General features: G+C 67.4%; 20 protein-coding genes. 6 read left to right on the plus strand and 14 right to left on the minus strand.

All coding sequences use genetic code 11. The annotated features are described in order from the left end of the window. The first annotated feature begins 9 nt into the window (after positions 1-9). Positions 10-354 carry a heavy metal-binding domain-containing protein gene (locus LK996_RS07405; RefSeq protein WP_255656486.1) on the plus strand — a complete coding sequence of 115 codons (345 nt, stop codon included), beginning with the start codon at positions 10-12 and terminating at the stop codon, positions 352-354. An 8-nt stretch (positions 355-362) separates the two neighbouring features. Next, entirely contained in the window at positions 363-1,313 is a 951-nt protein-coding gene (locus LK996_RS07410) for a dimethyl sulfoxide reductase anchor subunit family protein (RefSeq protein ID WP_230526477.1), read from the plus strand. A gap of 40 nt (positions 1,314-1,353) precedes the next feature. On the opposite strand, the gene hemC is transcribed toward LK996_RS07410, so the two are convergent. The 4 genes from hemC to LK996_RS07430 all read right to left on the minus strand — a co-directional run bounded on the left by hemC (position 1,354) and on the right by LK996_RS07430 (position 4,923). Further along, positions 1,354-2,262: a hydroxymethylbilane synthase gene (gene hemC / locus LK996_RS07415; protein ID WP_230526478.1), complete on the minus strand. Its 909-nt coding sequence runs from the start codon at positions 2,260-2,262 to the stop codon at positions 1,354-1,356. Between the two features lie 151 nt (positions 2,263-2,413). Then, positions 2,414-3,160, minus strand: a complete 747-nt coding sequence (locus LK996_RS07420; RefSeq protein ID WP_230526479.1) for a LytR/AlgR family response regulator transcription factor — start codon at positions 3,158-3,160, stop codon at positions 2,414-2,416. A gap of 15 nt (positions 3,161-3,175) precedes the next feature. Further along, on the minus strand, positions 3,176-4,240 hold the full coding sequence (locus tag LK996_RS07425; RefSeq protein ID WP_230526480.1) for a sensor histidine kinase: 1,065 nt from the start codon (positions 4,238-4,240) through the stop codon (positions 3,176-3,178). A 2-nt stretch (positions 4,241-4,242) separates the two neighbouring features. Beyond that, positions 4,243-4,923: an alpha/beta hydrolase gene (locus LK996_RS07430; RefSeq protein ID WP_230526481.1), complete on the minus strand. Its 681-nt coding sequence runs from the start codon at positions 4,921-4,923 to the stop codon at positions 4,243-4,245. A 137-nt stretch (positions 4,924-5,060) separates the two neighbouring features. Between LK996_RS07430 and LK996_RS07435 the strand changes: the two genes are divergently transcribed. Next, positions 5,061-6,809, plus strand: a complete 1,749-nt coding sequence (locus LK996_RS07435) for a TPR end-of-group domain-containing protein (RefSeq protein ID WP_230526482.1) — start codon at positions 5,061-5,063, stop codon at positions 6,807-6,809. Between the two features lie 18 nt (positions 6,810-6,827). On the opposite strand, the gene LK996_RS07440 is transcribed toward LK996_RS07435, so the two are convergent. The 9 genes from LK996_RS07440 to LK996_RS07480 form a co-directional block, all read right to left on the minus strand. Then, on the minus strand, positions 6,828-8,762 hold the full coding sequence (locus tag LK996_RS07440) for an autotransporter outer membrane beta-barrel domain-containing protein (protein WP_230526483.1): 1,935 nt from the start codon (positions 8,760-8,762) through the stop codon (positions 6,828-6,830). Positions 8,763-8,883: 121 nt separating this feature from the next. Further along, positions 8,884-10,203, minus strand: a complete 1,320-nt coding sequence (locus LK996_RS07445; protein WP_230526484.1) for a metal-dependent hydrolase family protein — start codon at positions 10,201-10,203, stop codon at positions 8,884-8,886. Between the two features lie 105 nt (positions 10,204-10,308). Next, positions 10,309-11,925: a serine hydrolase gene (locus LK996_RS07450; protein WP_230526485.1), complete on the minus strand. Its 1,617-nt coding sequence runs from the start codon at positions 11,923-11,925 to the stop codon at positions 10,309-10,311. Positions 11,926-11,968: 43 nt separating this feature from the next. Further along, positions 11,969-13,081, minus strand: a complete 1,113-nt coding sequence (locus LK996_RS07455) for a YkvI family membrane protein (RefSeq protein WP_230526486.1) — start codon at positions 13,079-13,081, stop codon at positions 11,969-11,971. 10 nt (positions 13,082-13,091) lie between these two features. Continuing rightward, positions 13,092-14,108, minus strand: coding sequence for an N-acetyltransferase DgcN family protein (locus LK996_RS07460; protein WP_230526487.1), 1,017 nt, complete (start codon positions 14,106-14,108; stop codon positions 13,092-13,094). A gap of 21 nt (positions 14,109-14,129) precedes the next feature. Continuing rightward, positions 14,130-16,526 carry a TonB-dependent receptor gene (locus tag LK996_RS07465; RefSeq protein WP_230526488.1) on the minus strand — a complete coding sequence of 799 codons (2,397 nt, stop codon included), beginning with the start codon at positions 16,524-16,526 and terminating at the stop codon, positions 14,130-14,132. Between the two features lie 94 nt (positions 16,527-16,620). Beyond that, complete coding sequence (locus LK996_RS07470) at positions 16,621-17,970, minus strand: peptide MFS transporter (protein ID WP_230526489.1); 1,350 nt, start codon at positions 17,968-17,970, stop codon at positions 16,621-16,623. Next, complete coding sequence (locus tag LK996_RS07475) at positions 17,967-18,983, minus strand: dipeptide epimerase (protein WP_230526490.1); 1,017 nt, start codon at positions 18,981-18,983, stop codon at positions 17,967-17,969. Before LK996_RS07475 ends, LK996_RS07470 begins: the two co-directional genes overlap by 4 nt. Before the next feature lie 54 nt (positions 18,984-19,037). Further along, the gene (locus tag LK996_RS07480) at positions 19,038-21,068 is read right to left on the minus strand and encodes a serine hydrolase domain-containing protein (RefSeq protein WP_230526491.1); all 2,031 of its coding nucleotides are present in this window, start codon (positions 21,066-21,068) and stop codon (positions 19,038-19,040) included. A 190-nt stretch (positions 21,069-21,258) separates the two neighbouring features. Here LK996_RS07480 and LK996_RS07485 point away from each other — a divergent pair, with 190 nt between their 5' ends. Continuing rightward, positions 21,259-21,906, plus strand: coding sequence for a helix-turn-helix domain-containing protein (locus tag LK996_RS07485; RefSeq protein WP_255656494.1), 648 nt, complete (start codon positions 21,259-21,261; stop codon positions 21,904-21,906). Positions 21,907-21,926: 20 nt separating this feature from the next. Beyond that, positions 21,927-22,496: a pseudouridine synthase gene (locus LK996_RS07490; RefSeq protein ID WP_230526493.1), complete on the plus strand. Its 570-nt coding sequence runs from the start codon at positions 21,927-21,929 to the stop codon at positions 22,494-22,496. Positions 22,497-22,508: 12 nt separating this feature from the next. On the opposite strand, the gene LK996_RS07495 is transcribed toward LK996_RS07490, so the two are convergent. Further along, a complete protein-coding gene (locus tag LK996_RS07495) occupies positions 22,509-23,324 on the minus strand; it encodes a c-type cytochrome (RefSeq protein ID WP_230526494.1) in 816 nt (271 codons plus the stop codon). A 105-nt stretch (positions 23,325-23,429) separates the two neighbouring features. Between LK996_RS07495 and LK996_RS07500 the strand changes: the two genes are divergently transcribed. Then, positions 23,430-24,239: an alpha/beta fold hydrolase gene (locus LK996_RS07500; protein ID WP_230526495.1), complete on the plus strand. Its 810-nt coding sequence runs from the start codon at positions 23,430-23,432 to the stop codon at positions 24,237-24,239. Positions 24,240-24,260: the final 21 nt, after the last annotated feature.

Below are 24,260 nucleotides of genomic sequence, written 5' to 3' on the forward strand. Positions count from 1 at the left end.
GAACCTGCCATGGCCGACAAGCCCACGGTGCTCGTCACCACCACGCACACGATCGAAGGTCGCCGCATCGTCGCCTACAAGGGGTTGGTCGGCGGCGACGCGATCCTCGGCGCGAATATGTTCCGCGACTTCTTCGCCGGCATCCGCGACATCCTCGGCGGCCGCTCGGGCTCGTACGAAAAAGTGCTGCGCACGGCGAAGGAAGAAGCGATCGAGGACATGATCGAACAGGCGCGCGAACTCGGTTGCAACGCCGTCGTCGGCGTCGACCTGGATTACGAGACGATCCAGATCCAGGAAGGCGGTTCGATGCTGATGGTGACGGCGTCGGGCACCGCGGTCGTGCTGGAGTAACCACGACGATGCATCCCGCGCTGTCGGTCATTTTCTTCACCACCCTGTCGGGCGCCGGCTACGGGCTGCTGTTCTGGGCCGGGTGGCACGCGCTGACCGGGCAGAGCGCGGCGCGCACGCTGCTCGTTTCCATCGCGCTGGCGATCGTGCTGTCGACGATCGGGTTGCTGAGCTCGATGCTGCACCTCGGCAAGCCGGCACGCGCCTGGCGCGCGTTCTCGCAGTGGCGGACGTCGTGGCTGTCGCGCGAAGGCGTGGCGGCGATGGCGACATTCGGCGTCGCGTTGCTGCTGGCGCTGGCGTTGTTGCCGTCGCAGATTTCGTCCGACGCATCCGGTCGCGCGGCGTTGTCGCTCGCGGGCAAGGCCGTCGCATTGCTCGCGATGGTCGCGGCGCTGGTCACCGTGCACTGCACCGCGATGATCTACGCGTCGCTGAAGCCGATCCCCGCGTGGCGGCATCGCTTCGTGCCGTTCGTCTACGGCGTGTTCGCGCTGTTCACCGGCGGCCTGCTGTTCTGCGCGATCGCGACGTTGCTCGGTCGCCCGATCACCAACATGGCGGCGTTCGGCGGCATCGTCGCGGCGATCGTGCTGTGCGTGCTGAAGCTGAAGTACTGGCGCGACATCGATACGCCGCTCCCCGCAACGCGCGGGGACGCGGTCGGCCTGCCGCAGCGCACGGTCAGCGTGTTCGAGCGCCCGCACACCGAGGCGAACTATTTGACGAAGGAAATGGGCTTCGTCGTCGCGCGCCGCCATGCGAAGTGGCTGCGTCGCATTGCCGTGGTGTTGTTCGCGGTGCTGCCGGTATTGCTGTTGTTGCCGGCGTGGATCTTCGTCCACGCCGATCTTGCGCCGTGGTTCACGGCGGCCGCGTTGTGCGCGGTGGCGGGCGCGTTTGTCGAACGGTGGTTGTTCTTCGCCGAAGCGAAGCACATGGTCACGCTGTACTACTGACGTCGCGAGGCAAGGGGCAACGCCCCTTGCGATCCCCGGCTTACTGCGCGTCGATGAAATCGCGCGCGCCCTGCGCGAGCAGGCGCTGCGCGACTTCCGTGCCGAGCGCTTCGGGCGATGTGCCTCGACCTTCCGCGCGAACGAAGCGGCCATCCTGCGCAGAGCCGACGAGGCCTTCGAGATGAAGTTCCGCGCCCACGCGCCGCGCGAACCCCGCAACCGGCACGTGGCAACTCCCGTGCAGCGCACGGTTCATCGCGCGCTCCGCTTCGACGCACTCGCGCGTCGCCGCATCGTCGAGCGCGGCGAGTAGCGCGAACATCTCCGGCGTGTCGTCGCGACATTCGATCGCGATCGCGCCCTGCGCGGGCGCGGGCAACCAGTCCGGCGCGTCCATGCGCGCGCGGATGCGCGATTCGAAGCCGAGTCGCGCGAGCCCTGCGCACGCGAGCACGATCGCGTCGTACTCGCCCGCATCGAGCTTCGAAAGGCGCGTGTTGACGTTGCCGCGCAGGTCGCGCAATTCGAGGTCGGGCCTGCGCGCGCGCAACAGCGCCTGGCGACGCAACGACGAGGTGCCGACGATCGCGCCCTGCGGCAACGCATCGAGGTTGTCGTGCTTGTTGCTGACGAACGCATCCGCATGGTCGGCGCGCGCCAGGATCGCGGGCATCGCGAAGCCCGGTTCGAGCACCATCGGCACGTCCTTCAGCGAATGCACCGCGCAATCGGCTTCGCCGCGCTGCATCGCGATCTCGAGTTCCTTGAGGAACAGCCCCTTGCCGCCGATCGCCGCGAGCGAACGATCGAGCACTTCGTCGCCACGCGTGCTCATGGGTACGAGCACGACGTCGAGCCCCGGATGCGCGGTGCGCAGGCGGTCGGCGACGTGTTCCGTTTGCCAGAGGGCGAGCGGGCTTTTGCGGGTGGCGATGCGGAGTTGGGGCATGGCGGGATTATCGCGCATGCGTAGAGAGGGAAACGGGAAACCAGAAGCGGGAAACGGGAGGCAAGGTTCGATCCGGCTCGCGAGTCCGTCGGCCGAAGTGGAATCCTGCCTCCCGTTTCCCGCTTCTGGTTTCCCGTTTCCCCGTCCTTGCCTACAGATGCTTCACCGTCTCGCGCAAATGCGCCACGCAGCGGCGGCTGACTTCCAGCGGATGCTCGCCGTGCCGCAGGACCGCCTGCACGTGGCCGTCGGGGGCGCGCTTGAGTTCGACGATCTCGTGGCGCGCCACCAGGCAGTTGCGGTGGATGCGCACGAAGCGGTCGCCGAATTCTTCTTCCAGCGACTTCAGCGATTCCTCGATGAGGTCCTCGCCGCGCGCGTGGTGCACGACGACGTATTTCTCCTCCGCCTGGAGGTAGTGCACGTCTTCGATCGGGATCAGGCGCAGGCTGCCGCGCAGCCTCGCGCACAGGTGCGTGCGGCGCTGGTCGGGTTGCGTCATGCCGTCGGCGCCGCCGCTGCCATTGCCGGTGCGGCCCGCGGCGAAGGTGCGCGCGCGTTCGAGCGCGGCGGCCAGGCGTTCGGGACGCACGGGCTTGACGAGGTAGTCGATCGCGGCGGCTTCGAACGCGGAGAGCGCGTGCGCGTCGTACGCGGTGCAGAACACCACGGCCGGTCGTGGTTCGAAGGCGGCGAGATGGCGTGCGGTCTCGAGACCGTCGATGCCGGGCATCGCGATGTCGAGCAACACGAGATCGGGGTGATGCGTCGCGCAGGCATGCAATGCTTCGCGCCCGTCGCCGGCTTCTGCGACAAGTTCGATGCCTGGCTGTTCCGCCAGCAGATCCCGCAGGCGTTCGCGCGCGAGCGGTTCGTCGTCGGCGATCAGCACTCTCATCGAGAAGCCTCCTGCTTAGAGGGGGATTCGAAGCTCAGCCAGATAGTAGCCCTCATGCCAGCGTCCTTGCACGCGTGCGCGGGGTCCGAATGCATATGCGAGTCGATGGGCGATGCTCCGTTGTGCGTGGCCGGTTCCGCCCCTGCCTTCCGTGGCGCGGGCGTCCACCATCGTGTCGCGCTCCCGCGGCGGCGGGGCGGGATTGTGGACGCTCAGGTGCAGGCCGTCGGGGCGGACCGAGAGTTCGATGTCGATGGTGCCCCCCGCGGGCAGGCGCGAAACGCCGTGCAGGACCGCGTTTTCGACCAGGGGCTGGAGCACGAGCCGCGGCAGCTTGAGCTGCCAGGGCAGGGGTTCGTTGCGTCGCCAGCGCACCTGCAGGCGATCGCCCAGGCGCAGTTGTTCGATCGACAGGTAGCGCTCGGCCAGTTCGACTTCCTCGGCGAGGGTCGACTCGCCCTCCCCCGCGATCAGCGCCGCGCGGAACAGGTCCGACAGGTCGAGCACCGCGCGCTCGGCCACCACGGCGTCGCGGCGGACCAGCAGGGCGATGGTGTTCATGCTGTTGAAAAGGAAGTGCGGCTTGATGCGCGCCTGCAACGCGTCGGCCTCGGCGCGCGAGCTGGCGCGCACCTGCGCCTGCCAGCCATCGACCGCGTAGAGATAGCGCAGCACCACGGCAACGATCAGCGTCGCGATCGCCGCGCTGCCGCCGACGAAGCGCGACAGCTGCATCGAGTCCGGCACCAGCCCGTACGACAGGCCGCGATCGACCGCAAAGACGAGCGCCGCGCCGGTGGCGGAGATCAGGGCCGCGACCAGCACCGCCGCGGTGCCGCCCACCCACGGGCGCAATCGCGACAGGGGCCGGCGCGCCACGCACAGCACCACCGAGACGGTCAGCGCGAGCCAGAGCGCGAACGCGCTCGCGGATGCGAAACGCGCCGCCGTCCATTCCGCGTCGGCCGAGGGCGCGAGCGCGATGACGCACACGACCAGTTCGGCGACGCCGAGCATGGTGGCCAGCCGCCCGAGGCGGCACAGGTCCGGCAACCAGGGTTCGCCGGGAGCGGGCTCCATGGTCAGGCGTCGAACCTGCGAGCGAACCAGTCGCCGAGGTCGCGCACTTCTTCCGGGCACACCGCGTGCGGCATCGGATACGTGCGCCACGTGACGTCGAAGCCGAGGTCCTGCAGCGTCTTCGCGCTCGCATGCCCTGCCTGCACCGGGATCACCGGATCGGCCTCGCCATGCGCGAGGAACACCGGTTGCCTGCGCGCTTCGGGGGTCGCGAGGTCGCGCGCGGCGTCGTGCGACATCGGGATGTAGGTGGACAACGCGACGACGCCCGCCAAGGGTGTCGTGCGCTTCAACGCACTGGCCAGCGCGATCGCGCCGCCTTGCGAGAAGCCCGCGAGGAAGATGCGTTCCGGCGGAATGCCGCGCGCCTGTTCGCGATCGAGCAATGCGCCGACCTGCGCGGTCGACACCGCGACGCCTTCGGCATCGGCGCGATTGGCGAGGTCGAAGTCGCGGATGTCGTACCACGCGCGCATGCGCATGCCGGCGTTGATCGTCACCGCGCGCACCGGCGCATGCGGGAAGACGAAACGCACGGACGGCCAGCCGGGACGCGCAAGCTCAGGCACCAGCGGGACGAAGTCGTGGCCGTCGGCCCCGAGCCCATGCAGCCACAGCACCGACCAGCGCGGATCGGGGCCGGTCTCTTCCTCGATGGTTTCGAGCAGGTCGATGGCGTCCATGGCGGCCTCCGCGGTCCTGGCGGCAGTCTAGTCCAAGTGCCGGTCGGCTCCATGTCGCAGCGACTGTCCGAGATGCGCCGTGCGGCACGTTGGCTCGAAGATCGGGGGCGCATCTTGCGACCCCGGCGGAGGAGCAGATGGCGGGCGCGCTGGGGCGGCTGTTCGCGGAGTTGCGGCGTCGACGCGTCGTGCGCGTCCTCGTCGTTTATGCCGTGGCCGGCTGGCTGGTGATCCAGGTCGCCGCGACCGTCATGCCCGGACTGCACCTGCCCGAGTGGTCGGTCACGCTGGTCATTGCGCTGGTCGTGCTCGGCCTGCCGATCGCCCTGGCGATGGCGTGGATGTTCGACGCGGGGCCGAAGGGAATCGAGCGGACGCCGCCGATGCAGGCCGAACGCGACGATCCGCCGGGTTCGGTCGCGACGCCCGCGCGGACTGATCCGCCGCAAGCGGCGCCCGCACCGTCGAGCCCGTCGGCGCCCGCGCCATCGACCACCTTCGCAGCGACGCCCGCTGCCGCTCCGATCGCGACACCCGCCATCCCCGCCGAACCCACCGCCGAGCCGCCGGCCCGCAGGCTCCATGCTGCCGTCGACGACGGCCGCCGCACGATCGCCGTGCTGCCCTTCGTGAACATGAGCGGCGATACCGAAAACGAATACTTCAGCGACGGCATCGCCGAAGAGATCCTCAACCTGCTCACGCAACTGCCGCAGTTGAAGGTCGCTTCGCGCACGTCGTCGTTCGCGTACAAGGCCAAGGATTTCGGCATCGCCGATGTCGCGCGCGATCTCGGCGTCTCCACGGTGCTCGAAGGCAGCGTGCGCAAGGCCGGCGAGCGCGTGCGCATCACCGCGCAGTTGATCGACACCGGCAGCGACTCGCACCTGTGGTCGGAAACCTACGATCGCGAACTCAAGGATGTCTTCACCATCCAGGACGACATCGCGCACAGCATCGTCAAGGCGCTGCGCGTGACCCTGACGCCGCAGGAACGGCGTGCGATCCAGTCCGTCGCGACGAGCGACCCCGAGGCGTACGACTACTACCTGCGCGGCCGCAGCTACATGTACTCGATGGCGCGGCGCGATTACGAACACGCGATCCGGATGTTCGAGCAGGCGATCGGCGTCGATTCCAAGTACGCGCTCGCGTATGCAGGCATGGCCGATGCGTATTCGCATCTCTACCGTTACGCGGAAGCCACGCCGGAGAACGTCGAGAAGGCCAATCGCGCCAGCGACCAGGCCGTGGTGCTCGATCGCGAGTCCGCCGAGGCGCATGCCTCGCGCGGCCTGGCGCTGCTGATCAGCGAGCGCTACGACGACGCCGAGCGCGAATTCGACACCGCGATCACGTTGAACCCGAACCTGTTCGATGCCTGGCACTACTACGGCCTCGCCTGCTCCTCGCGCGGCGACTACGAGAAGGCCGCGAAGATGTACGCACGCGCGGCAGAGGTGAGCCCGACCGATTTCCAGGTGCCGCTGTTCCTCGCGCAGACGCTGGCATCGCTCGGCCGCAAGCAGGACGAGATGCGCGTGCGCCTCGGTGCGCTCGGCACGCTCGAGAGGCACATCAAGCTCAACCCGCACGACACGCGCGCGCTCTACTTCGCCGCGCAGAACCTGTATCGCGTCGGCGAACGCGACAAGGCCGTGCAGATGGCCGAGCAGGCATTGAAGCAGGCGCAGGACGAACCGGTCGTGCTCTACAACGTCGCCTGTTTCTACGCGGAACAGGGCGACCAGGAACGCGCGATCGACCTGCTCGAACGCGCGGTCAGCCTCGGCTGGGGCGACCGCGCGTGGATGGAGCACGACAGCGACCTGGACCCGCTGCACGGGCATCCGCGGTTCCAGGCGCTGATCGAACGCATCGTCTGACCCTTCGCGTCGCCCGCATCAGAACCCGCGCCCGAACGCGAACGACATCGCGTTGTCTTCCGCGTACGAGTCGAAGCGCAACGACCACGCCCAGCGCGCATCGCGCCCACCGACCAGGCCGAACGAATACATTTGCGCATCGCGGTCGACCGGCGCGCCGTGCAGGTCGAACATCCAGCCGGGCGCGCCGACATAGGCGACCTGCGCCACGTCGCTCGCCTGGAACAGGTGGCGATGGCGCATGCCTGCATCCAGTCGCAGCCAGTGGCCCGAGTTCCAGCCCCAGTCGCGCGTCCACCGCGCGCCGATGTCGCCGCCGAGCCGCTCGTGCAGCGACGCATCGCCGACGAGCTCGAAGCCGGTGACGCCCTGCTCCGCGAACGCGCCCGCGCGCGCCTGCGACCAGTGCGCGGCCGCGAACGGCGTGATGCGGCCACCGCCGAATGCCATCGCGCGGCCCGATTCGAAATAACCGAACGTCGTGTCGACGTCGCGCCGCGTGTGCGCGAGTTGCGAGATGCCGCCGAGGTCGATGGTGCGTTCCAGGTCCATCGCCTGGCGGCTGAACCCCATCATGCCGGTCGCGTATCCGCGCTGGCCTGCGTGGTGCACGTACACGTTGAACTGCGGCGCGCGGCTTTGCGCGACACCGCCACCGCGCGCGAGATCCAGCGTGCCTTCGCTCCACGCGACGCTGCTGCCCACGCGCGTGCCGTTCGCGAGTTGCAGGTCGTAGCCGAACGTCGGCTTCTGCTGGAACGTGCCGCCCGCGACCGCGAACGTCGCCGGTTGCGCGGCCCAGCTTCCGTTCGCGCCGCGCGGCGTCGCGTCGAGATGCGCGGCGATGGTCGGCGCGGCCTGCAATGCGTTCTGCATATAGGCATCGACGGCCGCGACGTGGCCGTGGCCCGACAGGCTGTCGAACGTGCGCACGGCCTGCGCGTAATCGTCGATGCGTTGCACGATCGCCGCCGAGCGCAGCAGGCGATCCTGCGCCTGCGACAATGCGCGCGGATCGAACGTGCCCTTCGCGGCGCCGGTGGCCGCGAGCATTCCGTCGAACCGTCGCGCCGCCTCCAGCGTGAGCGCATCGCCGACCGGGGCGGCCGCCATGACGCTTTCCGCGGAAACGGCGGTGACGTCGAAGAACACATCGTTGGGCTCGTAGCGCAATGCGCCTTCGACGAAGAGGCCGGGCGAACCCCAATCCGCGAATTCGCCCGATACGCCGCCATCGGCGTGCAGGATCGGCACCGCGCTCGGCGTTTCCGGCAACGGATACCCCATGTAGTCCCAGTCGATGCCCTGCATCATCTGGACCAGGCCGGCCAGTTGCGCCAGCCCGGTGACCTCCAGCATCACGGGACGGTCGGCGCTGATCAGCACGGTCAGCGTGCCGGTCTCGGTCTGCACGAAGTCGCCTTCGATGCGCTGCGGGTACGCGACGCCGTCGACCGTGTCGGCCGAGAGGAAGCCTGCGTTGGCGACGTTGCCCGTGATCGTTCCGTACAGGTAGAGGTTGCCGTTCTCCGCGACGTCGACGTGGCCTTCGATCGCGCCGATGACGGACACGCCCGAATCGGCGGCGATCGCTAGATTCGATGCCAGGACCGCGTCGTAGTTGATGACCAGGCCACCCGCCTGGACGTCGGTGCCGCCGGCGAACGCGAACGTGCCGGTCCCGAGCGACAGCGTGCCGTCGCCTTGCTTGATGAGCGCGTGGGCGCTCGTGCGCCCGTCGGTCATCTCCAACACCGGTTCCGCCTGCGTCGGCGCGACGGTGCAGTCGGTCGTCATCGTGCCGGAGCAGGGTTCCGTCGACACCGGGGGCGGCGGCGCCGGTGGCGGCGGGTTCGATCGCACCATGCCGTAATCGCTGCTCCCGCCTCCGCACGCGGCGAGCAACGCGGTGGCGAGCAAGGTCGGAACGCAGGACAGCTTCGTGCGATTCATGTCGGCTTTCCGGTGGGGTTCGAAACGAAGCAACGCTGGATGGCCGCGCCAGCGGCGCTTCCAGCGACTGTTTCACCCATCGGGGGGAGCGGTCTCCGCGTGACTCCGGGTATCGCTGCCCTCAGCGCGTGTTGCGCACCACCTGGCCCTGCTTCATGACGAACACCGGGCGCTCGGTGGCGCGGATGTCCTGCAGCACGTCGCCGGGCACGGCGACGATGTCGGCGAACTTGCCGGACTCGAGCGTGCCGGTCTCGCCCTCGATGCCGAGCAGGCGCGCCGAACCGAGGCTGCTGGTCATCAACGCCTGCGCCGGCGACATGCCGAGTTCGACGTAGTCGCCGAACTCCTGCCCGTTCTTGCCGTGCGGGTACACGACGGCGTCGGTGCCCATCGCGATCGGCACGCCGATGCGCAATGCGTTGCGCATCATGTCGCCGTGCGACGCCGCGGCCGCGCGTGCTTTTCCGGCAACTTTCGGCGGATACGTGCTCGCCTTCTCCTCGACGAACTTGACGGTCATGCGCGTGGGCACGAGGTAGACGCCCTTCTCCTTCATGCGCGTGAGCGTTTCGGTCGTGAGGAAGCTGCCATGTTCGATCGAATCCACGCCGGCATCGATCGCCATGCGCGCCGCAAGGTCGCCGTGCGCGTGCGCGGCGACCTTGCGGCGCCATGCGTGCGCCTCGTCGACGATCGCTTCGAGTTCTTCCTTCGTCAGCTGCGGCACGTCGACGGGGTCGCTTTCCGACAACACGCCGCCCGACGCGCAGACCTTGATGTTGTCCGCGCCGTACTTCAGTTGCTCGCGCACCGCGATTCGGCATGAATCGGCACCATTGCACACGCCGTCCTGCTCGCCGAACTCGCGCACCAGGCCCGGCGGGAACGCAGATGCATCGCAGTGGCCGCCGGTCGAACCGATCGCATGCACCGACACCAGCATGCGCGGCCCTTCGACCAGGCCTTCGGCGATCGCGTTGCGCAAGGCGACGTCGATGTAGTCGGCCGCGCCCACTTCGCGCACCGTGGTGACGCCGGCCTGCAGCGTCGCCTTCGCGTTCGCCTGCGCGTGGAAGGACTGCTCCACCGGCAAGCGCATCATCGAGTTGTAGAAACCGCGCGTCCAACTCTCGTCGTAGTCGCCGGCGATGTGCGTGTGCGCGTCGATGTAGCCGGGCACGAGCGTCGCATCGCCGAGGTCGATGACCTGCGCCCCGGCGGGCGCGGCGACATCGCGTCCGACCGCTTCGATCTTCGTGCCGCGCACGACGATGCGACCGGGCGACACGAGTTGGCCGCTCTTGCCGTCGAACAAGTGCGCGGCCTGCAGCACGATGGGGGCGTCGGCCTTGGGGGCTTCGGGTTCCTGCGCGTGGCCCGCGATGACGACGAGACCGCCGACGGCGGCGAAACAGGCGGCTCCAACGAAACGGCGCATGCGATTCCCCTTGCGGCTTCCCCTGAAGCGCCGATCTTAACGTCACGTGCGCCGCACAAAAAAAGCCCCGCTTACGCGGGGCTTTCGGGGTCCACCCAACGCGCGTCAGTTCGCCGCGGCGGGCGTGAAAAGCAGATCCTGGTAGTCGAAGCTGAAGTCCGCGATCGGCGATTCGGCCTTCATCGTGATGCGGTCGACCTTGCCTTCGGCGCCGAGGCCGAAGGTCACGAGCGCGGGTTCGATGTTCGCGTCGTCCCACACCGCGCGGAAGGTGTCGTACTGCACGTGTTCGAGGCGACCGACCATGCCCGGCGTCTTCGTGAAGTCGACGCGCAGGCCGCCCTTTTCGTTCTTGATGTCGATCGGGCCATACCAGGCATCCTTGTAACGTCCGGCGTAGCTGGCGACCGGCAGCGTCGGCTTGCCGCCCGTGGCCTTGCGCGTCTTCGCGGCTTCGTCGAGCGCCGCGACGCCACCCTGCTGGCGGGTTTCGGTGAACTCGTCGAAGGCGGCGACCCAATCCTTCTTCGGCGCGCCGAGGTAGTGGTCGAGCAATTCGACCGCGATGCCGCGCATCACCTGGAAGTCTTCGGCGTTCATCAACACCGCGATGCCGACGTTCTTCTCGGGGATCATCGCGACGTACGCCTGCACGCCGAACACGGCGCCGCCATGCTCGATGGTCTTCACGCCGCGATAGTCGCGCACGCTCCAACCCAGCGCGTACGAGGAGAACTGCGGCGAGTAGTCGGCGATCTTGCCCGGGTACTTCGCCGTCGGCGTCAGCACGGCGGGCGTCCACATCTGCTTCGACTGCTCTTCGCTGAACACCTTGACCTGCTTGCCGTCGGCGTTCGTCCACGTGCCGTGGCCGAGTTGCACCTGCAACCAGTGCGCCATGTCGTTCGCGCTGGAGGAGATGCCGCCGGCGGGCGCGGCGTTGTCGCCGAGCGTCTTGCGTTCGTCGAGCACGCCCTGCTCGCCCATGCCGCGCACGCGGCCACCGAGGCGCGCATGCGGCCACGCGCGGTTGGGATTCGCGAAACGCGCGGACTGCTCGGTGACGGAGCTCGTCATGCCCGCGGGCTTGAACACACGCTCCTTGACGAACTTCTCCCACGACTGCCAGCTCACTTCCTCGATCAGCTGGCCTGCGACGGCGTACAGCACGTTGTCGTACGCGTAGCCGCTGCGGAAACTCGTCGCCGGCTTGATGTAGCGCAGCGCCTGCACGGTGTCCTTGCGACTGCGCGACGACGACGGCACGAACATCAGGTCGCCCGCGCCGAGGCCGAGGCCGCTGCGATGCACGAGCAGGTCGCGCACCGTCATCTCGTTGGTGACCCACGGGTCGTACATGCGGAACCACGGCATGTGATCGATGACCTTGTCGTCCCACGCGAGCTTGCCGTCGTCGACGAGCACGGCGAGCGCGGCGGCGGTGACCGCCTTGCCGGTGGAACCGGTGGGGAAGATCGTGTCGGCGTCGACCGTTTCACTGGAGCCGAGGCGACGCACGCCGTAGCCCTTCGTGTAAACGGGCTTGCCGTCTTCGACGATCGCGATCGCAAGGCCGGGCACGCCGTATTCCTTCAATGATGCTTCGACGCGGGCATCCAGTGCGTGCTCATCAAGATCAGCGGGTTGCGCGGCCAGCGCGGTATTCGCGATCCACAGCGTCGCCAGGATGGCGATGGCAGAACGTGCATGACGTCGATTCATCGATCGAGCCTCCTCTTTCTCGAGAGTGATACGTGTCTGAAATCTAGGAATGCGACGCGGCCAGCGGCCGCGACGCGCGCCGCCACAGGCGCCACACGCCGATGGTCAGCAACGGAAGGACGTACACAACGAGGAACAGCCACGCCAATGCGCGGTAGCCGCGTGCGATCAGGTCGACGAGACCGAAGCGCGCGGCGATGAAGATCGAACCGACCAGCAACACGCTCGCGATCGCGAAGCGCGCCTTGATCGAGAGTTCCGCCGCGCGCCGCGTGCGCCAGTGCGTCGCGATGCGCTCGTTGGCCGCATGCACGCACGCCGCGCCGCTCTCGAGCAACGCGCTGAAGATCATCGCCTGGAACAGGAAGTGGAACACCGGCATGTCGAGCTGGCGCAGCATGTAGTCGGACGGCAACGCTTCCGCGCCGATCGACGGATACCACGCGATCATGCACACGAAGAACAGCAGGCCCGGCAGCATCGCGAGCGGCCCGGCGATCACGCCCGCCACCACCGCGTCGCGGCGCGTCAGGAAATGGCGCGCGAGCGGCAGGATCATCACTGCGCCGACGATGTTGTAACCGGCGTAGGTGAGCCCGCCCGAGAGCCAGCCATCGGTCGGCACCGGCGTTGCGAATTGCTGCGCCGCCTGCCCGCCGAATTTCGTGAGCACGAAGATCACCAGCAGCACGTACACGCCGTACAGCAGGAACGACACCCACTTGAACAGGCGCTCCACCGACTGGTTGCCGTAGGCGGTGAAGGCGCCGATGCCGAGCATCAGCAGCAACGTGCCGACCAGCGTGGGCCAGCCGAAGACGGCTTGCCCGATCGCACCCGCCGCCGCGCCGAACACGGCGAGGATCAACACCATGAACACCAGGTACGCGAGTTCGAACACGAACGCGAACGGCCCGAGCAGTTCCGCGAAGAAGCTGCGGTAATCGAAACTGCGCGTGGCGTGCGCGAACGCGAACGTCAGCGCGCACATGCCGCTCCACGCGAGCATCGCGACGAGGATCGCCGCGACGCCGCCCTGCGGCCCGCTCGGGATGAAGTACTCCGCGAGTTCGCGACCGGTGGCGTAACCGCCGCCGATCACCGCCGCCTTGAACGCCAGGCCCGGCAGGATCCAGCGCTGGAAGCGCGAGCTCATGCGTGCAACCTCATGCGAGGCACGATGCCACGAGGCGCGCGAAGCTGTCCCCGCCGCGCATCGGATCGGCGACCGGCAAGCCGAGCCGTTCGCTTTCCGCATCGATGACGCGCTGCGCTTCCTGCGGATCGAGCTTGCCGGTGTTGAGGCTCACGCCCGCGCAGCGAATCCGCGGCGACGTACGCGACCCGAGCCGCAACGCGAGTTCGATCGTGTCGCGCAGGCCGGGCACCGGATAGTCCGGATGACCGAGCACGCGCTCGCGTCCGGGTTCGTGGCACACGACGAGCACGTCGGGCTGGCTGCCGTGCAGCAGCCCGAGCGACACGCCCGCATACGCGGGATGGTGCAGCGAGCCCTGGCCTTCGATGACATCCCAGTGCGACGGCGCCGCATCGGGCGACAACATTTCCGCCGCGCCGGCCGCGAAGTCCGCGACCACCGCATCCATCGGGATGCCACCGCCCGCGATGAGGATGCCGGTCTGTCCCGTCGCGCGGAACGTCGCATCGACGCCGCGTGCATGGAAAGCGCGCGTCAGTGCGAGCGCGGTGTACTTCTTGCCGAGCGCGCAGTCGGTGCCGATGGTCAACAACCGCTTGCCGGTGCGCGGCTTGCCGGTGCCGACGGGAATCGGCGAAGGCGGCACGCGCACGTCGATCAGGCGACGCCCGTGTTCCGCGGCGACGTCGCGCAACACCGGGAAGTCGCGCAATCGCGCGTGCATCCCGCCGACCAGGTCGAGCCCTGCACGCAGGGCTTCGACCAGGGCCTCGACCCACGAGGGCGGAATGAATCCGCCCGCGTTGGCCACGCCGATCACCATCGCGCGCGCGCCGGCGGCATGCGCCTGCGCGGGCGTGAGGAACGGCAACCCGGTGGTCACCGTCGCCCCCGCGACGGAGAACTCGCCGAGGCAGCGTTCGGGCGCCCAATCGCGCAATCCGAACGCTGTCTTCGCGTAACCGGGCTCGGTCGTGTCGCCGAGGAACAACAGGTAAGGCTGGGGCAACGTGAGCTCAGACATCTGTGCGGTCTTCGAGGTCGGTCAGAAGCGGTAATCGACCTCGATGCCGAACATGCGCGGCTGGATCGGCGACGCGGCGGTGAAGTGCGTGATGCCGGTGACCTCGCCCGTGACGTTGTTCATCGTGGAATACGCCTGCTCGTCCGTCGCGTTCTTGACGTAGGTGCGCAGCGTCCACTTCTCGTTGGAGAACGACGCGTACAGATCGAGCACGTTGTAGCTGCCGATGACCAGCGGCTCGTTGATCGTCGTCATCAGCGGAACGACCGGATCGACGGTGCTGATGATTTCGCGGTAGGTCGTGCCGTTGGCGCGATCGTCGACCCAGCGCAGGCCGCCGCCGACGTTCAACGCCCAGCCGTTGCTCACCGGGTAGTAGTAGTCGGCGGTGAACGACCACGTCAGGTCGGGCACGTAGGGCATGCGATCGCCTTCCAGGCCGGTGTTGACGTCGAGGCGCACGAGGCCGATGCCCGGGATGTCGCCGGCCGGGTTGACCGTGATCGTCGGGAAGTCTTCGTCGATCCGGGCGTCGTTGTACGCGGCGTTGAGGCCGAGCGTCAGGCCGTCGGCAGGACGCACGAGCACCGAGGCCTCGAGGCCGCGGCTCGTCGCTTCGCCGCCGTTGACCAGGCCGCTGATGCCATTGACCAGCGAAGCGACCTGGATGTCGGTCCAGTCGATCTGGTACGCGGTGAGGTCGAACAGCACGCGGTTGTCGGCGAACGCGGACTTCAGGCCGAGCTCGTAGCTGGTGAGCATGGAGGAATCGACGGTCGGCGGCAGGCCCGGCGCGAGGATGTTGGGGCCGCCCGGCTGGTAGCCGGTCGACGCCTTCGCGTACACCATCGTGTCTTCGTTGATCTGGAACTGCGGCGTGATGCTCCACGTCACCACGTCTTCGCTCGACGTGTTCGTATTCGAGCCGATCGGCAGGATGACGCCCTGCGTGACGTTCTGCGTGAAGTCCTGGTCGTTGCGCGCCCAGCGCACGCCGGCGCCGAGCTTGAACGCGTCGGTGAACTTGTACGCGCCGTTCGCGAACACCGCGGTCTCTTCGTAGGTGCTCGGGATGAAGAGTTCACCGAGCACGCCGATCTCGTCGTCCCACGGCGCGGGCAGCGGCTGGCCATCCATCTGGACGAGCGGGATGAACTGGTGGTTGTCGCCGTCTTCCTTCGAGTAGAACGCACCGACCAGCCATTCGAACGCCGTGCCCGCCTTCGACTGCAGGCGGAACTCCTGCGTGAACTGCTGCAGGTCGAGCGAGTAGTCGAGGTTGGCCTTGCCCGCTTCCAGGGTCGGATCGAGCGGCACGAACGCGAGCGGATACTCGCCGAACGAGAACGTCAGGTCGCTGCGCGTGAACGTTTGGGAATCGGCGTAGCTGGTCGCCGAGACGAAGTCGGCGAAGCCGGCGTCCCAGTTCACGGTCAGCGCGTAGTTGTCGATGTCCTTCGTGAACTTCTCGTCGACACCGACGTAGTTGCTCAGGCCGGCGATGCGGCCGTGCGTCACCGGATCCAGCGCGATGACGGCGTTGTTGTCGCTGTCGATCTTCTGCTGCATGGCGGTGAACGTCACATCGACGCCGTCGCCCTGCCACAGCAGCGCGGCGCGCGCGCTGGTCTGGTCGCCTTCGTTGATGTCTTCGCGGCCGTCGAACAGGTTGTCGACGTAGCCGGCGATGTTGTTGCCCGCGTAGCTGGCGCGCAGTGCGAGCACGTCCTGCTTGAGCGGCACGTTCACGCCGACGCGGTAACTGGTGCCCCAGTCGTCCGCACTGTCGGTGCTCGACACGCCGAAGCCGACGCGATACTCGGCCTGCGTCACGTCGGGCTTCTTCATCGTGTACTTGATCAGGCCGCCCATCGCGCCCGCGCCGTACAGCGTGCCCTGCGGACCGCGCAGCACTTCGATGCTTTCCACGTCGTAGGGCAGCAGGTCGAGCGTGTACAGCGTGGCCTGCTGGTAGAGGCTGTTGGAACCGACCGGCGTTTCGTCGACGTAGGTGCCGACGGTCGAACCCGGCGACATCGCCGCGATGCCGCGCATCGAAACCTGCGTCTGGCCCGGCGTGCCGCCGGACTGGATCGCCAGGCCCGGCACGTAGTTGGCGTAGTCGGTCATCTGCGTCGCGTTGATGTTCTCCAGCTGCTGGTCGCTCAGCTTGGTGATCGCAACGGCGACTTCGCGGATGTTTTCTTCGCGCTTGTTCGCGGTGACCGTGACCTTGTCGAGTTCCTGCGGCGTCTGCTGGGCCGACGGGCCCGAGGCCTGCTGGTCGGCGGCGGCGGCCGGCGCTGCGTCCTGCGCCAGGGCCGAGCCGGCGAAGCCGACGCTCAGCGTGATTGCGATCGCGGTGGTCAGCGTGTGGCGGCGCATCGATGCGCGGCCGCGCGGGTGTTGCTTCTGCATTTGCCCTTCTCCCCAAAGGTGCTTAGCGAATAAGCGTTGTGTGGTAGGTCTTTCTTGTCCGTCTCGGGATAGAAGCATCCTGATCGGAAAACTGTCAACCGGTCTGGGCTTGTTCCTCAGACCGTTGGTCGGCGGGTCGTCCATTCCCGTTGGCGGCCTCGGCGCGGAGGACCGTCGAATCGAGCGAGCGCAGCAGCACGCCGGCCAGCGAAGCGACCGCAGCCATCACGCCGAAGAACGCCGCGTGCCCCATCGCGCTCCACAAGGTGCCGAGCACGCCGGCCAGCAGGTTTCCGCCGAACGAAGCGAAGTACCAGGCGGCGATGGTCGTTGCGGCGTAGCCGCCGGGCGCGAGGCGCGCGAACACGCCGAGCCCGATCGGCAGGATGAAGAGCTCGCCGACGGTGAACAGCACGAAGAACAACGCGAGCCACATCCAGTTCGCATGTCCGCCCGATTGCGCATCGACGAACGCGAGCATCGCGAAGGCGAGCGCGACACCGAATGCACCGAGCGACATCTTCTTCGCCGGCGAGGGCTCGCGTCCGTTGCGTGCCTGCTTCGTCCACATCATCACGAGCAGCGGCGTAAGGAAGATGACCAGCAGCGGATTGAGCGCCTGGAACCACGTCATCGGGATCAGGAACGACCCTGCGTTGCGATCGAGGCCGACGTCGGCCCACAACGCGATCGTGTTGCCCGATTGTTCGTACGCGCCGCGGAACACCATCACGCACAGGCCGATCGCCACCAGCGCGAGGATGCGTTGGCGCATCGCTTCGCGCGGCATGCGCGGTGCGTCGATCGCCTTCGCCGCGGCCTGCGTCCTCGGACGTTCCGGCGGCAGCCAGCGCGCACCGAGCGTGTAGATCGCAAGGCCGAGCAGCATGCCCACGCCCGCCGCGCCGAAGCCCCAGTGCCAGCCGTACAACTCGCCGAGCGTGCCGCACACGAGCGGTGCGAGAAGACCGCCAACATTGATGCCGACGTAATAGAAGTTGTAAGCCGAACCGCGACGCGGATCGTCCTTCGCATACAGATCGTCGATCTGGCTCGGCAGGCTCGGCAGGAACAGGCCGTTGCCGATCGCGATCGCCGCGAGCGCGAAATACAGCAGCGATTCCGACGCCATCAGGAAGTGGCCGAACGACATGATCGCCGCGCCGATCATCACCGCGCGCTTGCGACCGAGCCAGCGATCGCTGATGACGCCGCCGAGGATCGGCGTGAAGTAGAACGTCGCCACGTACACGCCATAGACCATCGAGGCGTGCTGCTGGCTGAAGAGCAACTGCTTCGTCATGTAGTAGACGAGCAGCGTGCGCATCCCGTAGTAGGAGAAGATCTCCCACATCTGGGTGAAGAACAGCACCGCCAGGCCCGGCGGCTGGTTGAAGAACCAGCCCCGGGTCGAAGTGGTGCGCGTCGCGGCCGCGCTGGTCACAGCACCGCGTCCGGTGCGCCCCACACGTGGTCGGGGCAATCGATGCGACCGTTGGCGTAGACGACGCCCGGCGTGCGATCGCGCACGAGGAACGTCGGGCCATCGAGATCGACGATGTCGCAGTGCTGGCCGAGCACGAACGCCGGCGCCATCGCCAGGCTCGTGCCCACCATGTTGCCGACCATCACGCGCTTGCCGAGTTCGCGCGCGCGCCTGGCCATCATCAGGCCTTCGGTCAGGCCGCCGCACTTGTCGAGCTTGATGTTGATGACGTCGAAGCGATGCGCGCGCTCGTTGAGTTCTTCGAGGTCGAGGATGCTTTCGTCCGCGGCGATCGGCACGACGTGGTCGATGCCGTCGAGGTCTTCTTCGTGGTTGCGGCGGCACGGCTGTTCGAGCAGCGAGACGTCCGCTTCGACGAGCACGGGCAGCAGGCGTTCCAGCGTGTTCGGCACGTAGCCCTGGTTGGCGTCGACGCCGAGCCACACGTCGGGTCGCGCCTTGCGCACTTCGCGCAGGCGCGCGATGTCGAGGTCGGCTTCGCCGGTGAGCTTGAGCTTGATTGCGCGGGCGTGGTCGTACGCGCGCGCCTTCTGCGCCATCACGTCCGGCGCATCGGCGCCGACGGTGAACGTGGTGATGAGCGGCTTGGGTTGTGCGAGTCCCGCCAGCTGCCACGCCGGCATGCCGAGCGTGCGCGCTTCGAGTTCCCACAACGCGCAGTCGACGGCGTTGCGTGCGCCGCCGGCGGGCAACACGCGGCGCAGTTCTTCGCGCGTGACGCCCTGCTCGAGCGTGTCGCGCAGGCCTTCGAGGGTTTCCAGCATGTCGGCGGGCGTGTCGTGCGTGTAGTACACGCCGGCCGCTTCGCCGCGACCGATGTGGTGGCCCTGGCGGAGGTTGACGATGGTCACCGGCGAGTTTTCGAACACGTGGCCGGAGATGCGGAAGGGAGCGGACAGGCGCAGCAGTTCATTCCGCAGCGCGAGTTCGACGCGGTCGGTCTTGATCACTTGATTGGTTCCGGAAGGCGCGCGGCGGCACGTGGCCGCCGCGCGCAGGGTCGGTCAGTAGTTCGCGCTGAAGCCCACGAGGTGCGTCGCGATGCCCACGAAGAGCAGCGCCAGGCACGAGGCGGCGATCACGACGCTCCACAGCTTCGCCCAGATGCGGCGATTGCTGCGCAGCACGGTCCACGCATTCCACAGCGAGATCGCCGCGCCGATCGGCAGGAGGATCGTCGTGATCGAACGCATCAGGATGACCATCGTGTCGGCGCTCGGGCCCATGGAACCGAGGTCGGACATCATGATGAAGATCATCGCGACCATGCCGCCGACGGAGGCGAGCACCGCGAGCGAGGCGATGCGCACCCAGCGATGCGCGCGCGCATCGGCGCCGGCGAGCGCGTACTTCGCGCCGTAGTGGCGACGCACCAGCGCCGACACCGGCCACGCAACGACGGTGAGCAGCAGCGCGATGAGCGAGCCGAACAGCATCGTCAGGAACACGGCCGGCGTCTGCCACCAGGCCGCGCGCTGGAACACCATGATCGAGGCGATCGGTTCGGCGCTGAAGCGCGTCACTTTGCCGTCGACGACGTCGGCCGCGAGGCGGTCGCCGCTGTTGGTGTCCTGCCACACGAACGGGCTGATTTCCTTCCACTTCTTCGGCGCGCCGCTGTAGCCGGCGAGCATCGGCACGCTGATGGTGCCGTCCTCGTTCACGCTGACCTTGGTCTGGCCGAGCATGTAGACGAGATTCATGAAGTTGGAATCGGCGCGGCGGCTGCTGTTGTAGCTGCCCGCGATCATCGCGGCGTGCTGCTTGGCGGTCGCTTCATCGACGCCGGCGCCCGCGCCGCCGGAGGTCGGACCGGACGAAGGCAGGTAGCGATTGACGAAACCGGTGACCAGGCCGTCGCGGATGAGGCGTGCGCTGCCGTCCTTGCCGGAACTGTTCGTCGACACGTAGATGCCGACGTTGTCGTCGAGGAACAGCTGCAGGTCGCTATGGAACCACTGCGTGTCGCCGCCGTGCGCGATGGCGCGATGGCCGTTGGCGGTGGTTTCGTAGAAGCCGAGCATCATCTTGTTGAGCGGACCGACCGACGTCTGGCCGGTGCCGTGCATCTCGCGCGCGGTGTCTTCGCGGAGGATGCGCTTGTCGCCGAACGCGCCTTGCTGCAAGTGCGCGATCATGAAGTTGCCCATGTCCGAACCGGTCGAAGCCAGGCTGCCGGCGGGCGCGAGGTTGATGTACTCGTACGGCTGTTCCTTCCCGTCCGACGCCGACTTGTAGCCCTTCGACGTCATCGCGAGGAAGTTCTTCTGCACCGGCTGGCGGAACGTCGAGTTCTTCATCTCCAGCGGCTGGAAGATGTTCTGCTCGATGTAATCGTCGAACGACTGGCCCGACACGCGCTGCACGATGTAGCCGGCGAGCGCGGTCGCGTAATTCGAGTACGCGGGCGTGCTGCCCGGCTCGTACACGCGTTCCGGGATCCAGTGCTTGAGCGTCGCGTCGAGCGGAAGGACATCCTTCTCGTCGTTCGCGATCAGGCCGCGGATCACCTCTTCCATGCCCGTGGTGTGGGTCATGATGTTGCGCAGCGTCACCGGCTTGCCGTTGTAGGCCGGGATCTGGAAGTCGAGGTACTTGTTGACGTCCTCGTCGAGGTTCAGCTTGCCCTCTTCGACGAGCTGCATCACCGCGGTCCAGGTGAACAGCTTCGAGATCGAGCCCGGGCGGAACAGTGTCTTCGCCGGATCGACCGGCGTGCGCTTGGCGAGATCGGAGAAGCCGTAGCCCTTCTCGAGCAGCACCTTGCCGTCCTTCACCACCACGACCACCGAACCGGCGACGTCGGTCTGCTCCAGCGCGTACGGCATGAAGCCGTCGAGCCAGGCTTCCAGGTCGGTTGCGGTCAGGCGCTGCGTCGGATCGGGCATCGCGTCGGCCGGCGGCGGCGCGGCGGATGTCGCGGGCGATGTTTCGGTGGTCGGCGGCACGTCCACCGGCGGCTGCTGCGCGGCCGCGGTGAACGCGACCCCGAGCGCCATCAGCGCGGTGAACAGTGGGCGTTTGATCAGTCGCATCTCGTTTTCCTCTCCCCAGTTGAATGGCAGCCCAGGCGCCTCCCGCGCCATTGGCCGTTTAGGAGAATAAATGTCCTGATCGGAAAATTGTCAACCCACTTTGGTCATTCCCCCCTAAAATTCGGGCAGGCTGTATCAAAGGCGACAACCCCAAGGTGAGGGTTTCGCCCATTCAGGAGTGAGATTGCGCATGACCCCGCAGCACCAGACGATCGGAAGCCTTCTCCGGGCCCTTCGAAACAGGAACAACTGGACGCTCAAGGAAATGAGCCAGCGATGCGGGATCCCGCTCTCGACCCTGTCGAAAGTCGAGCACGACCGCCTCAGCCTCACCTACGACAAGCTGCTGCTGATCAGCCAGCGCCTCAACATCCGCATGTCGGAACTGTTCGCCGAGGAAGGCCTGGTGCCGGAGCCGGCGGTCACCGCGCGCCGAAGCATCGGCCGCATCGACGACGCGGTGCGCGTCACCACGCCGAACTACGACTACTTCTACCTGTGCCCCGAGCTGCGCCGCAAACGCATGATCCCGGTGCTCACGCGCGTGCGCGCGAAGAGCATCGAGGAGTTCGGCGAACTCGTGCGCCACCCCGGCGAGGAATACATCCACGTCATCGAAGGCCGCGCCGAAGTGCACACCGAGTTCTACGATCCGATCGTGCTCGAAGCCGGCGAAGCGGTGTACATCGACTCCAACATGGGCCACGCGTACATCGCCGCGGAAGGCTGCGAGGAAGTGCTGCTGCTCGGCGTGTGCTCGAGCGCCGACGAGCACATGATGGAATCGATGATGCACATGCACGACGGGACGTCGGGGAAGCTTGTCGCGGTGAAGTGACGCGGACAGGGAAACTCGTCATGCACACCGACACGCGCGACCCGAGCCTCGAACCCGCGACGATCCTGCTGCACAAACCGGTCGGCCATGACGCCATCGAAGGACACAAGCCGGCGCGCGCACTGGTCACGCCGGAGTCGCGGTGGACGGAAGCCTCCAGCGGCATCGAAATGCGCGATGCGCACTTCATCCGCCTCACGCCCCTCGTCGACCTCGACAACGACGCCAGTGGCCTGATGGTGTTCACGCAGGACGGCCGTATCTGGCGCCGGCTCACCGAGGACGCGGCGAAGATCGAACACGAGTACATCGTGGAAGTCGACGGCGACATCGCGCCCTACGGTTTGGCCAGGCTCAACCACGGCCTGCGTTTCGAGGGGCGCGAAATCCCGCCGTGCAAAGTCAGCTGGCAGAACGAAATTCGCTTGCGCTTCGCCATCAAGGAACCGCGGCCCGGACAACTGCGCGACATGTGCAGGCAAGTCGGGCTCGACGTCGTCGCGATCCGCCGCATCCGCATCGGCAGGGTGCCGCTGGGCAAGATGCCGGTCGGGACGTGGCGCTACTTTCCCGTCGGCGAGAAGTTCTGAGCGACGTCCGCGTCAGCGCGAATCCAGGTACAGCTTCAACGCGGCGACTTCCGCGTCCGTCAGCACGTGGAAGCGTTGCCGCCCCATCTGCGACATCAGGCCGGTCTTCGATTCGGTACCGGCGGCGGTGACGCCGGTTTTCATCAGGCGCGCGAACGCCTCCGGTGTGTAGGCCTTCGCGACGATCAGCGACGGCGCGGAATCGCCGGGCCATCCGTTGAGATCCCACGCGTGGCATTCGCCGCATGAGGTCATCGCGAGGTGCTTGCCGAGTGCGAGCGGTTCCGCGGGCGGCGCGGCGGGTGGCATGTTGCCCGGATCCGGGCGCATGTCGTCGAGATAGATGTACGTGCCATCGCGCACCTGGCGGACGACGTCCTCCGACCATTTGCCTTGCGGCAATCCGGGATTGTCGATGTCGGGCAGCGCGCGCAACCACGCGGTGATGTCGCGCACTTCGCGATCGCTCAGGTGCTGGAACATCTTGATCGGCATCATGAGCGGCACGTGGCCGTCGTGCGTCTTGCCTTCGCGCAACAACGCAGCGAACGCAGCGTCGTCGTACAGCGCGCGGCGTTGCGTCAGGTTCGGCGCGACGATCAGGCCCTGTTTGGGGTCGTCCATGAAGATGCCGCCGCGTCCGCCGTCGCGGTGGCAGCCGTTGCAGCCGACGCGCGTGGCGACGCGGAGGCCTTCGATGGGATCGCCGGCGGGCGGCGGAATGGTCGCCGCTGCGCGCTTGGCGGCCGACGGTGCGACGGGGGCTTCACTGCGCGAACAAGCCGACAAGGCGACTGCGAACAACGCGACCCACGCAATGCGATGCATGCCGACTCCTCCCCGGGCGTCGCAGTGGACAACGCAGCGCGCGCCAAGAAGCGGACTACACTGCGCATCCTTTCACCTCACAAAGGGAATTGCGTGCGTAATCGAATGCCGAATTGGAAGTGGTCGTGGGCGTTGTCGCTGGCGCTGCTGTGCGCCGGGACCGTGCAGGCGGGCGAACTGCGCGTCGAACGCACGGGCTACGCATTGCAGGCGGAACAAGTTGGAGACGGACCCACGGTCGTCGTGTTCGAGTCGGGTTTCGGCCAGGGCGCCGATGCATGGAAGGGCGTGATCGCCGACCTGGGCGCCGAGTGCCGTTGTGTCGCGTACGCGCGCGCGGGCCTCGGCAAGTCAGGCACCGACGGCAAGCCGAAGACCATCGAAGCGCACCTCCAGGATCTCGAGGCCGTGATCGACACGGTCGCGCCGAAGGGCAAGGTCGTGCTCGTCGGACACTCGTACGGCGGCCTGCTCGCGACCGAATTCGCGCGCCTGCATGCCGATCGCGTGCAAGGACTCGTGCTCGTCGACCCGGCGACGATGGGTCAGCGCCACGCGTTTCGCCAAGACAACGAAGCACGCCTGCTCGCCGACGACAAGGCGCTGCTGTCGATGCTGCCGCCGAACCTCGCCGAGGACTACAAGCTGCTGATCGCGCAACTCGATACGCCCGCTGCGGAAGCGGCGCGCACGCAGCCCGACGCCCCCGTCGCGCTGCTGACCGACACGTCGGTGGCGGCCGAGCCGTTCGTGTTCGAGGAAACGGCTGCCGGCAAGGCGCTGTGGAAGCAACAACATGCTGCGCTGTTCGCGAGCTATGCGCGTGGCGTGCATCGGTACTTCGCGACCGGGCACAACATCCATCGCGAGGATCCGAAGGCGGTGGCGGAGGCGATTCGGTTCGTCTCGAAGTAACGGATGCGTGGTCCGCAACGC

The sequence above is a fragment of the Noviluteimonas lactosilytica genome, assembly GCF_020866925.1.
Taxonomy (GTDB): Bacteria; Pseudomonadota; Gammaproteobacteria; order Xanthomonadales; family Xanthomonadaceae; genus Noviluteimonas; species Noviluteimonas lactosilytica.

Excerpts from the sequence above, each read along its gene's own strand:
- LK996_RS07405 (WP_255656486.1), top strand. The coding sequence starts at position 10 with ATGGCCGACAAGCCCACGGTGCTCGTCACCACCACGCACACGATCGAA.
- LK996_RS07410 (WP_230526477.1), top strand. The coding sequence starts at position 363 with ATGCATCCCGCGCTGTCGGTCATTTTCTTCACCACCCTGTCGGGCGCC.
- hemC (WP_230526478.1), bottom strand. The coding sequence starts at position 2,262 with ATGCCCCAACTCCGCATCGCCACCCGCAAAAGCCCGCTCGCCCTCTGG.
- LK996_RS07420 (WP_230526479.1), bottom strand. The coding sequence starts at position 3,160 with ATGAGAGTGCTGATCGCCGACGACGAACCGCTCGCGCGCGAACGCCTG.
- LK996_RS07425 (WP_230526480.1), bottom strand. The coding sequence starts at position 4,240 with ATGGAGCCCGCTCCCGGCGAACCCTGGTTGCCGGACCTGTGCCGCCTC.
- LK996_RS07430 (WP_230526481.1), bottom strand. The coding sequence starts at position 4,923 with ATGGACGCCATCGACCTGCTCGAAACCATCGAGGAAGAGACCGGCCCC.
- LK996_RS07435 (WP_230526482.1), top strand. The coding sequence starts at position 5,061 with ATGGCGGGCGCGCTGGGGCGGCTGTTCGCGGAGTTGCGGCGTCGACGC.
- LK996_RS07440 (WP_230526483.1), bottom strand. The coding sequence starts at position 8,762 with ATGAATCGCACGAAGCTGTCCTGCGTTCCGACCTTGCTCGCCACCGCG.
- LK996_RS07445 (WP_230526484.1), bottom strand. The coding sequence starts at position 10,203 with ATGCGCCGTTTCGTTGGAGCCGCCTGTTTCGCCGCCGTCGGCGGTCTC.
- LK996_RS07450 (WP_230526485.1), bottom strand. The coding sequence starts at position 11,925 with ATGAATCGACGTCATGCACGTTCTGCCATCGCCATCCTGGCGACGCTG.
- LK996_RS07455 (WP_230526486.1), bottom strand. The coding sequence starts at position 13,081 with ATGAGCTCGCGCTTCCAGCGCTGGATCCTGCCGGGCCTGGCGTTCAAG.
- LK996_RS07460 (WP_230526487.1), bottom strand. The coding sequence starts at position 14,108 with ATGTCTGAGCTCACGTTGCCCCAGCCTTACCTGTTGTTCCTCGGCGAC.
- LK996_RS07465 (WP_230526488.1), bottom strand. The coding sequence starts at position 16,526 with ATGCAGAAGCAACACCCGCGCGGCCGCGCATCGATGCGCCGCCACACG.
- LK996_RS07480 (WP_230526491.1), bottom strand. The coding sequence starts at position 21,068 with ATGCGACTGATCAAACGCCCACTGTTCACCGCGCTGATGGCGCTCGGG.
- LK996_RS07485 (WP_255656494.1), top strand. The coding sequence starts at position 21,259 with ATGACCCCGCAGCACCAGACGATCGGAAGCCTTCTCCGGGCCCTTCGA.
- LK996_RS07490 (WP_230526493.1), top strand. The coding sequence starts at position 21,927 with ATGCACACCGACACGCGCGACCCGAGCCTCGAACCCGCGACGATCCTG.
- LK996_RS07495 (WP_230526494.1), bottom strand. The coding sequence starts at position 23,324 with ATGCATCGCATTGCGTGGGTCGCGTTGTTCGCAGTCGCCTTGTCGGCT.
- LK996_RS07500 (WP_230526495.1), top strand. The coding sequence starts at position 23,430 with ATGCCGAATTGGAAGTGGTCGTGGGCGTTGTCGCTGGCGCTGCTGTGC.